The 8,420-nt window shown below is 70.1% G+C and carries 5 protein-coding genes and 1 pseudogene; 2 read left to right on the forward strand and 4 right to left on the reverse strand.

Annotated elements, in window-relative coordinates:
* Positions 1–1,737: 1,737 nt before the first annotated feature.
* Both DKT69_RS30400 and DKT69_RS30405 read right to left on the reverse strand, forming a co-directional pair.
* Complete coding sequence (locus DKT69_RS30400) at positions 1,738–3,870, reverse strand: AfsR/SARP family transcriptional regulator (protein WP_236648450.1); 2,133 nt, start codon at positions 3,868–3,870, stop codon at positions 1,738–1,740.
* 69 nt (positions 3,871–3,939) lie between these two features.
* Positions 3,940–5,802 (reverse strand): Hsp70 family protein, encoded by a 1,863-nt coding sequence (locus DKT69_RS30405; protein ID WP_109804882.1) that lies wholly within the window; start codon positions 5,800–5,802, stop codon positions 3,940–3,942.
* 189 nt (positions 5,803–5,991) lie between these two features.
* Here DKT69_RS30405 and DKT69_RS30410 point away from each other — a divergent pair, with 189 nt between their 5' ends.
* The gene (locus tag DKT69_RS30410; RefSeq protein ID WP_109804883.1) at positions 5,992–6,369 is read left to right on the forward strand and encodes an ArsR/SmtB family transcription factor; all 378 of its coding nucleotides are present in this window, start codon (positions 5,992–5,994) and stop codon (positions 6,367–6,369) included.
* 564 nt (positions 6,370–6,933) lie between these two features.
* Here the strand turns inward: DKT69_RS30410 and DKT69_RS30415 are convergent.
* Both DKT69_RS30415 and DKT69_RS30420 read right to left on the reverse strand, forming a co-directional pair.
* Positions 6,934–7,275 carry an STAS domain-containing protein gene (locus tag DKT69_RS30415; protein WP_109804884.1) on the reverse strand — a complete coding sequence of 114 codons (342 nt, stop codon included), beginning with the start codon at positions 7,273–7,275 and terminating at the stop codon, positions 6,934–6,936.
* Positions 7,276–7,277: 2 nt separating this feature from the next.
* Entirely contained in the window at positions 7,278–7,733 is a 456-nt protein-coding gene (locus DKT69_RS30420; RefSeq protein WP_109804885.1) for an ATP-binding protein, read from the reverse strand.
* A gap of 189 nt (positions 7,734–7,922) precedes the next feature.
* On the opposite strand from DKT69_RS30420, the pseudogene DKT69_RS30425 reads away from it, so the two are divergent.
* A pseudogene (locus DKT69_RS30425) lies at positions 7,923–8,307 on the forward strand (helix-turn-helix domain-containing protein); the annotation flags it as partial.
* Positions 8,308–8,420: the final 113 nt, after the last annotated feature.

Below are 8,420 nucleotides of genomic sequence, written 5' to 3' on the forward strand. Positions count from 1 at the left end.
GTAGCGCCCACGAATCCCGATCGAAACCCCGCGCGCAGCGGCGGCCGGCCCCGACGCAATCAGATCGGCCCGATACCCGCATGAGATCGTCAGCTTCTACGGTCGGCACTGCACTGTCATCGGCAGAAGCGGATGTGCCGCCGGGTCGATGTCGCATCGCTGGTTACTGATCGTCACGGCGGCGCCGACAGTCTCGTGGATTTCGCCGGGTCCGCCGCTCGGCTTCGCCAGCGGTTGGAGCGCCGGATTTACCTCCGCTCATCGCATCGTCTACCTGCAGGACGCTATGCGCGTTCAGCCGTACCTGGCTGGCACGTTGACTCGTACGCCGACACCAGTGCGTGGGCTGCCGAACCGTGCCCGCCCGCGAATGGGATCGGCTAGTACCTTCACCTGATCACTGCTCGCCCGGCCCACCTTGGCGGAAGTCCGCCAGTGACCGTCTACCTGCTGGTAACCCGGCATGCAGGCAAAGTTGGCGTGTCGGTCTTGTCAGCAGCTTCCAGTTCGCGCCGTCCCCGTCGACAACGCCCTGACATCTGGAAGGGGCCCGGCCACGCCCTTCGTGGAGGGTGGCGGGGCCGTCGCTGAGTGGGGTCGTGAGGATGCTGAAGGTCGCCGTCGTCATCGGGCCAATGCGACGACCGTCGTGGCGATGCACCCGATCAGCAAGGTGATCCCGCCGAACACGGCATATGGCCACCACTTGTCGGAGCGCTGCCGCTTGACCCGGATCCACTGCGTAGGTGCGTTCCAAGTCGGAGGCGGATCCGACGCGGCGTTGGCGCGCTGCGGCCATGGGGGTGGTGGGGTTCGCGGTTCCGACTGGGCCATGGCTACTCCTGTGCGAGGCGTTGCCGTGCGGTGTTCGGATTAGGGACCGGGCGGGACCGCGGGGGTCGGGCGGTCCCGCCCGGTGCAGGAGGCCGCGCACCCGGACCTTCCTTTTAAGCGGCGTCGGACGTCGTAACACCGTTACAGCGACCAAGTCAGACCTGTCGGGCCGACAGGTCCGTCCACCGCCAGCTGACCCGGTCGCCGAGGCTGCTGACCGGGCTCGCCCTGTCATGGGCCTGCAACTGAGGTTTCCCGCCGGTGGTTTCACCGGGCGTGGAAAAGCATCACGTTCAGGGCATACTGCGCTACCTTGCCCGTCGCCCGCAGCGGAGGTTGGAGTGAGACGCCCGCAGGGCCACTGCCGCGCTGTGAACACCTACTGGCACACCAGCAATCCGGCCGGGCGGGGTGGATTCTGGTAGTGATGCCGCCCAAGCGCACAAGGACTTGGCCGCGGCGAAAGTGGAGACTGCGAGGGACCGGCCGGATGCAACCAGACCATGTCAAGGCGCTTCTCATGTGCGCGAGCACGGGAACCCTCCTGAAGTACTGCCTACCGATCTCGAAAGTCGTACCGCCCGGACTCGGTTGCACACCGTCGGCTGCCGGCCACGGTGACGGCGGACTACCTCCGCTGTGCCAGCCGTGCCGCCGCCTGGCATCAAGCCACGCACGGTTGCAGGAGGCGGTCACGGCGCGAACGGCGAAGGGCTGGGATGAGCATCGGCGGGTCGGGGCGGTGATTATCGGTTGCTGACCTCGCGGCTCCGGTAGGCCTAGACGAATGCCGCTCACGACAGTTGGTGCACCCCTGCCGAGGCGTCTGCCTGTGGCGGATGTGGATTCGCTCTCGCGGCGGTGTCTGGATGGTCACGCGAGGCTGGCGCGCTCCAGGCGCTGCTACCGCCCAGGCATGGGGTGGGCGCTACTCAACCGGGCAGCCGCGTCACAGAGGTCGCCGCTCGGCTCGAGTCCTGCCGCGGCCAGCCGGCGAGTGTAGCTGTCGCACAGATCCGTGATCCCGGTGTGGTCGCCGAGGGCTGCGAGGGCCTTCATCGCGCGCAGGTGCAAATGCTCGTTGTAGGGGTCGATGCGAATGCCGCCTTGGAGCAGGGCCAGGGCCCGCCGCGGGTCGGACTCGGAGGAGGCCAGGGCGACGGAGGCGTCGACGATGTGCCGGCGGGTGGCTTCCCGGGCCGGCTCGAGCCAGGGCCAGGCGTACCCGGCAGCGAGGTCACCGGTGTAGGCGTCGATGACCGCCTGCCAGGCGGTGTCGTGGTCGGTGACCGCGGTGGCGGCATGCTGGACGGCCGACTGCAAGCGCCACAGGTCCGCGTCAAGATGCGCGGGGTTGATCCGGTATCGGTCGTCGGTGTGGTCGATGACGCTCTGCCCACAGGCGGACCGGATGGTGCGGCGCAGATCGCTGAGCGTCGTGTAGAGCCGGCCGGTGAGCGAGTGGGCGGGCAGTCCCGGCCAGATGGCCTCGACCAGCTGCTTGCTGCTTGCCCCGCCTCGGTGAACGGTGAGGACGACGAGGATCTGCATGGCGGCGCTGCGCCGGATGGTCACCGGCTCACCTTGGACGAGCAGCGTCGGCTCGCCGAGGACACGCAGGTCAAGCTGCCCGGACTCGACCGAGGTTGTGGCCTGTGGGCGGGAGGTGGTCTCGGCGCCGGTTGCCTGGCGGGGCACCCGCGGGCGAGGCGGCTCTGGTGAGTGGTGGAGACGCGCGTGGGGTGGTGGCGGGTGCGCGTGGCCGATCACAGTGAGCAGATCTGTGGTCGCGACCTGATCGAGAACGCACAGCCGGGGCCCCGCCTGCGTCAACTGCCGCAGGTCGTGGGTGTGGCCTGCCGCGTCGACCTGCCAGGTGACACCGGCGGACCATTCGCCCAGGACGACGGGGACGCCGGCGCCTACCGTGACTGCGGCCGCGAGCCGGTCTGCGGTGGCAGGTGTAAGTAAGGCCTCGATGATCAGGACGGGTGGGGTGTGAGCACCGACAGGTGGGGCGCCTTCCTGCCGCTGCGCTGGCGGGGTGGCAGGGCACGTCGGGCTGGCGCTTGATTCCAGGAGCGCCACCGCGTCGTCGACGGCGGTGGCCACCCGCATGCCTGGCAGTCGGTGCCGCACTGTCTCGGCGGCGGGTCCGAGCAGGGTGGTCAGGGCGGTGTGGGTGATGACGATCGGCGCCGCGCCCGGGGGGTGCCGTAGCCCTGCCAGCAGGACGGTGACCAGTACTCCCCTGGCCGCAGCGAGGGCGCCCGGGCCGGTGAGACCGACGCCGGTGGGCGGGAGACCGGCGACCGGTGCTGGCAACACACCCGAGGCGTCGCCGGTGACGGCGGGGGCCGGCTCCGCCGACGATGGGTGGGTATTGCCGGTGGCGAGCGCGGCTTGCACGGCGGCGACCGCCGCAGGCAGGGGCGTCAGGTCCGGCTCGTCCCGACCCTCCGAGCCTGGTGGGCGGGGCTGGTATGCGCGGCGGCGGCGTAGCCACACCAGCGCCGCAGCGGCGCCGACCTGCTCGGCGACGCCACGTGGCAGCCAGCCGCCCGACACCACAATCCCATCGCTGACGGGGGTGTCGATCAGGTGGCTGCTCTCGGCGGCATCAGCGCCGCCGTGGTCGTTTAGCGTCCCGGCGGCCACGGCAAGGGGATGATCCGGCGGCGCTGTGGTGGCGTGGGTGCCGACACCGAAGGCCGCAGCGCCGGCCATGCCGGTCGCGGTGGCCTGCAGAGGCGTGGGCAGCGGCACCCGCCGCAGCCGGCGCGCCCCGGCCCGCATCCGCGCCAGGACCCTGACGGTGACCGTGGCGGCCAGGAACAGCCAGACCAGCCACGCGAACAGTGTCAGGGCGGCGGTCAGGGTCTGCTCGGTGAGCGGCTGCGCGACCCACAGTTGAGCCTGCCGCAGGCTCGGCCAGCCGTCCAGGGGCCAGCCGATGATCTCTACCAACACCACCGGCGGGCCACACAGGAGCAGTGCCAGGAACAGCAGTGAGGCCACCTGTCGCGGCCATCGCACCTCATCCACCTCCGCCGGGTGTCGCGACCCGGCGGGCGGCGCCCGTCGCTGCTCCGCCACCGAACATGGTCATGTCGCGCGGACCGGCTGTCGGTCGGGGCGGACGATGCGCCTCCACACCTGGCGGATCCACCACAGGGCCACGGCGATGGCGTAGATGACACCGAGTATCACCGAGGCGGGGCGGCTCACGATCGCGGCGGTGATGACCGCCAGCGGCGCGGCCAGGATCACCCGCAGTACCAGCGGCGACACCACGGCCATGACCACCCCGACGCCGAGCAGCAGCCCCCCGACCCGGCCGGCGATGTCGATCCACAACACCATGTCCGGCCAACGGTCAGCGACCAGGGAGTACTGAATCAGCGCCATCCCCACCGCGGCGGTCACCACCGAACCCGTGGGAAACGCGAGCAGCTCCGACCAGCCGCCGCGGGGTGTGCGCCACTGCCGGGCCGCGACCAACGCCATCACCGCGGCCACCACGACGATCGGGACTACCGGCAGCAGCGCCCAGCGCAGGAACGGGCCCACGTCGGCGCCGATGTACAGGCTGCCGACCACCGCGTACATACCGGCGACCGCCACACCCAGCGACGCCGACGCCAGGATTCCCGTGCCGACCTGACCTCCGGGTGATATTGGCTCGGTGGTGCCGCGGGAGGCGATCGCGGAGGCGATGACGGTGCCCGCGCCCAGGCTGGCGATCACGGCGAACACCGCGGCGATTGCCAGCTCACCCCAGTTGAGCACTGCCCACGGGCGGAGGAATCCGCCGTTCCACTCAGCGGTCAGCAGGAACTGCGATACCAGCCCCAACGAGGCGAAGCCCGGTACCGCGATCGCGACCGCCCGCCGCACCGGCGGCACCGGTGATGGCTCCTCGACGGTCACTTGCCCGCCGGGCCCGGCCGCTCCCGCATCAGCCGCCCCGCGCGCGGCCGCGAGGCCGGTGTCGGCGACCACCACCGGGGCGATTCCCACGTCCTCGGTGAGCACCTTTTCGACCAAGGGCATCTGTGCGGCGCCGCCGGCACAGTAAACGCCGGCGATGCTGGCCGGGTCTACCTCAGCCGCGGCTATCGCTTCGGTGGTGAGCTGCGCCGTACGCCGCAGAATCGGGCGCGCCGCCTGTTCGAGCATCTGCCCGTTGACCACCGCGACCGGTCCGGCCGGCAGTGGGACGGTGACTGCGGCATGGTTGGTCAGCGCGTGCTTCGCAGTCTGGACGCTCGCGGTCAGCGCCCACCGCGCCCCCTCGTCGACGCCCGGGCCAGCCTCGTCGCCGGTCAACGCGGCGGTCAGCGCGCGGTCAACAGCGGCACCACCGGCGTCAGGATCGGCGAGGGTGGCAAGGACCTCGAACCCGGCCGGCCCACGCCGCAGGACGCTCACCTCAACGCCGCCGCCCACGTCACACACGACGATGAAGGAACCCACCGGCAGTTGCACGCCCGAGGCCAGAAGGTGGCCCGCCACGGCCACCGGGGCTTCCACCAGGCGCAGCTGCGGCAAGCCGGCACGGTGCGCGGCGTGCCGCATCCACGTGCGCCGTCGCGGTCCCCACCCGGCGGGCACCACCAGCCGCACATCCTCGATCGGGAAGCCCACCGCCCGATGCGCCTCCTCGGCGACCCGTCGTAGCGTCGCCGCGACCAAGTCCAGCGCCTCGACCTCGCCGCCGACGACAGGCACCTGCTGCTCGACGGATCGTCGGGGAGCGGGAATGAACCGCTCCGGTTGCGCGACGGCGGCCTGCCAGGCCCGTTGCCCCGTCAGCAGGCTCCCGTCCTCAGACAGGAACACCGCGCTGGACAGCGCTGGCTCGCCATCGAACATCAACGGTGACCATCTGCCGTCGGGCCACGCCACCACCGCCACGGTGCTGGCGCTGCCACAGTCGATCGCCAGCCGCGCCTCCCCCGCTCGCATAGGCCTCAGTCAAACACGAGGATTACATTCACGTCACCCACGAATTACTCACAGGCACGGTCCGGACACCCGGCCCGGCTGCGCTCGCCCCTGCCACGCCGCCACGCCGTCCACATCAGACCATCTCAACACGCTCGCAGGCATCGTGCATTGCCGATATGCGCGTGGGTGGATGCTGCTGGTGGAAGGATGGCATATGTGGGAAATGCGCTGGCTGAAGTGACTATGCCTCAGATCTCGCCGCTTGCCGGCGAGCCGATCAAACGTGCCGATGCCGAGCGGCTCGCGGGGGTCCTGAAGGCCTTCGCGGATCCCGCCCGGCTGCGGCTGCTCAGCCTGATCCAGTCGGCCCCCGAGGGCGAGGCGTGCGTCTGTGACCTGACCGCGCCGCTCGGCCTCTCGCAGCCGACGGTCAGTCACCACCTGCGTATCCTCACCGAGGCCGGCTTGCTGGAGCGGGAGAAGCGCGGTGTGTGGGCCTACTACCGGCTGGTGCCGTCCGCGATCGCCACGATCGCGGATCTGCTGACTCCGCCACGCAAGCGATCAGCGCGGAGAACCCGCTGAGGCGTGACGATCTCACCGCCCTTCACTCCGGCCTCGGCCGGCGGACTGATGCTGATGGGCCGCCAGCGGAGTGTTCTGATCGGCGGGGATGACACCACTCCGTCCCGGGCAAACACGGACGGTGAGCCACCGTCAGGGTCTTTCAGGATCAGCTTGCTTGGTCGTAGCCGATCGTGAAGGCCTTGACGCCTTTCAACCCCTCGGACACGCGAACGGCAAGCTCCTCAACGACGGCACGCCCATTGGAGCGTCGGCTTCAGAAGCTGCGACCTGGACGCCATCGGCGGCCGTACGGACACGCCTTGACGTCCCAGACACCGCACACGGCCGCCGCGAACGACGCCCGCCCCAGAGCACCCAGGACAAAGTCCGCCAGATCGAGGAAGCACTACAGGCCATCCGTCGCGCGCGCTCTGCCGTCACCTGCCCGACCGTTGCGCGGGAGTGTCGCGCACGTTCCTCTACCAAAAGCCCGATGCCAAAGCCCTCATCACGTCTAGGATCGTCGCCTGCGGCGACCAGCGACGCCGACGGCAGCTGCCAGCATGTCGTGGCTTGCACCGTTCAGGCCGGGGGATCAGGTGGCGAGGGCGTCCCGCCGAGTGTGTGCAGGATGCCGGTCACGGCGAGGACCCGGCGGACGTGACCGGTGGGGTTGACCAGGGTGAGCCGGACGTCGAGGTCAGCGGCGTGCTTGTGGGCGGCGACGAGGGTGTTGATCACCGCCGAGTCGATGAAGGTCAGCTGCGCCAGGTCCACGTCGACGCGGGTGGCCTGGGCGATGGCCTTGCGGAGCACGTCGCGCAGGTGATCGGCCCCGGCCATGTCGATTTCGCCGAGCAACGTCACGACCGTTCCGTCGGGCTCGATATCGCAGCGCCACTGCCAGGTCGTTTCCTGTTCCACCGTCACCGTCCCTGAGCTGTTGGCCGTGGCGGTGTGATGCGCGCCGTGACGGACGCGGTCACCCCGCCGGGGCTGTGGTCGATTACGAGGGCACCGCTGAGTCGCTGCGCCAGCCAGAGCCCCCGGTGGCCAGCCTCCTCTGGCGTGGGAAGGCGTACCACAACATCGTCGAGGCCGGGGCCGCGGTCGGTGACCCGGCAGGTCAGCACGTCCCCGTCCTGGCGCAGCAGCAGTTCGCCGGCACCGCCGCCGTGGCGTATCACGTTGGTGACCAGCTCGTGCACCGCCAAGACGAAGTCCTCCAACGCGTCATCGGTCAGGCCTGCCGAGCCGGCTGCGGCGGTCACCGCGTGGCGCAGGCGCGTGAGCGCACTTGCGATGATCGCTTCTGACAGAAGCGTCACCGCAGCCTGCCCGCCGCCTGGATCCTCGCCAGCGTCGTGGTCACCGCTGCTCATGTCACCGGACGGTACACGGCGGAGATTGACGCAGCGTGACCCTTGACGCCGTCGGCACTCCGGCCGCTCGATCCATACGGCGCAAGCAGGCGAGCCTCGCGCACGGCCGTCTGATCGGACTTGATCAACGGGGGCGGGTGTCACCTACCCTCTGGCGATGCGATGGCTCATGAAGGGTCACGACTGAGGATGGACCCGGTGGCGATCACACCGCAGGCGGCCTTCGCCCAGTTCGTTCGCAGTCCAAGACGCCCGGCAGGACTGCGGCTGGACCGTGGGCGACGTCACCAGGCACACCGGTGTCGGCCGCTCGACCCTGTTCCGCTGGCTCGCCGGCGACTGGCAGCAGTATCCGGAGCTGGCCAAGGTACGCGGCCTGTGCGCCGCACTCGACCTGCCCATAGCGGCGGCGATGCGACCGCTCGCGCTGCCCGATCCCCGCCGGGGCGGCGACCGCAGCGCGGGGGACGTCGAAGCCGACATCAGCGGCATTCGGCAGCGGGTGGTCGACGACTCTGTCCTCGAGGCCGAGAAACACCAGATCCAGGATCTGCTGCACTACCTCGCCCGCCGCAACCATCCGGCAACCTGACCATCTCTGGCCACCACCGCCACACGGCACAGTCACGTCGACGCCGGGTAGCAGCGCACCCCATGAAGGCGGCACCATAGTGGCCGTGACCGCTC

Source organism: Micromonospora sicca (assembly GCF_003172935.1).
In the GTDB taxonomy this organism is placed as follows: Bacteria; Actinomycetota; Actinomycetes; order Mycobacteriales; family Micromonosporaceae; genus Micromonospora; species Micromonospora sicca.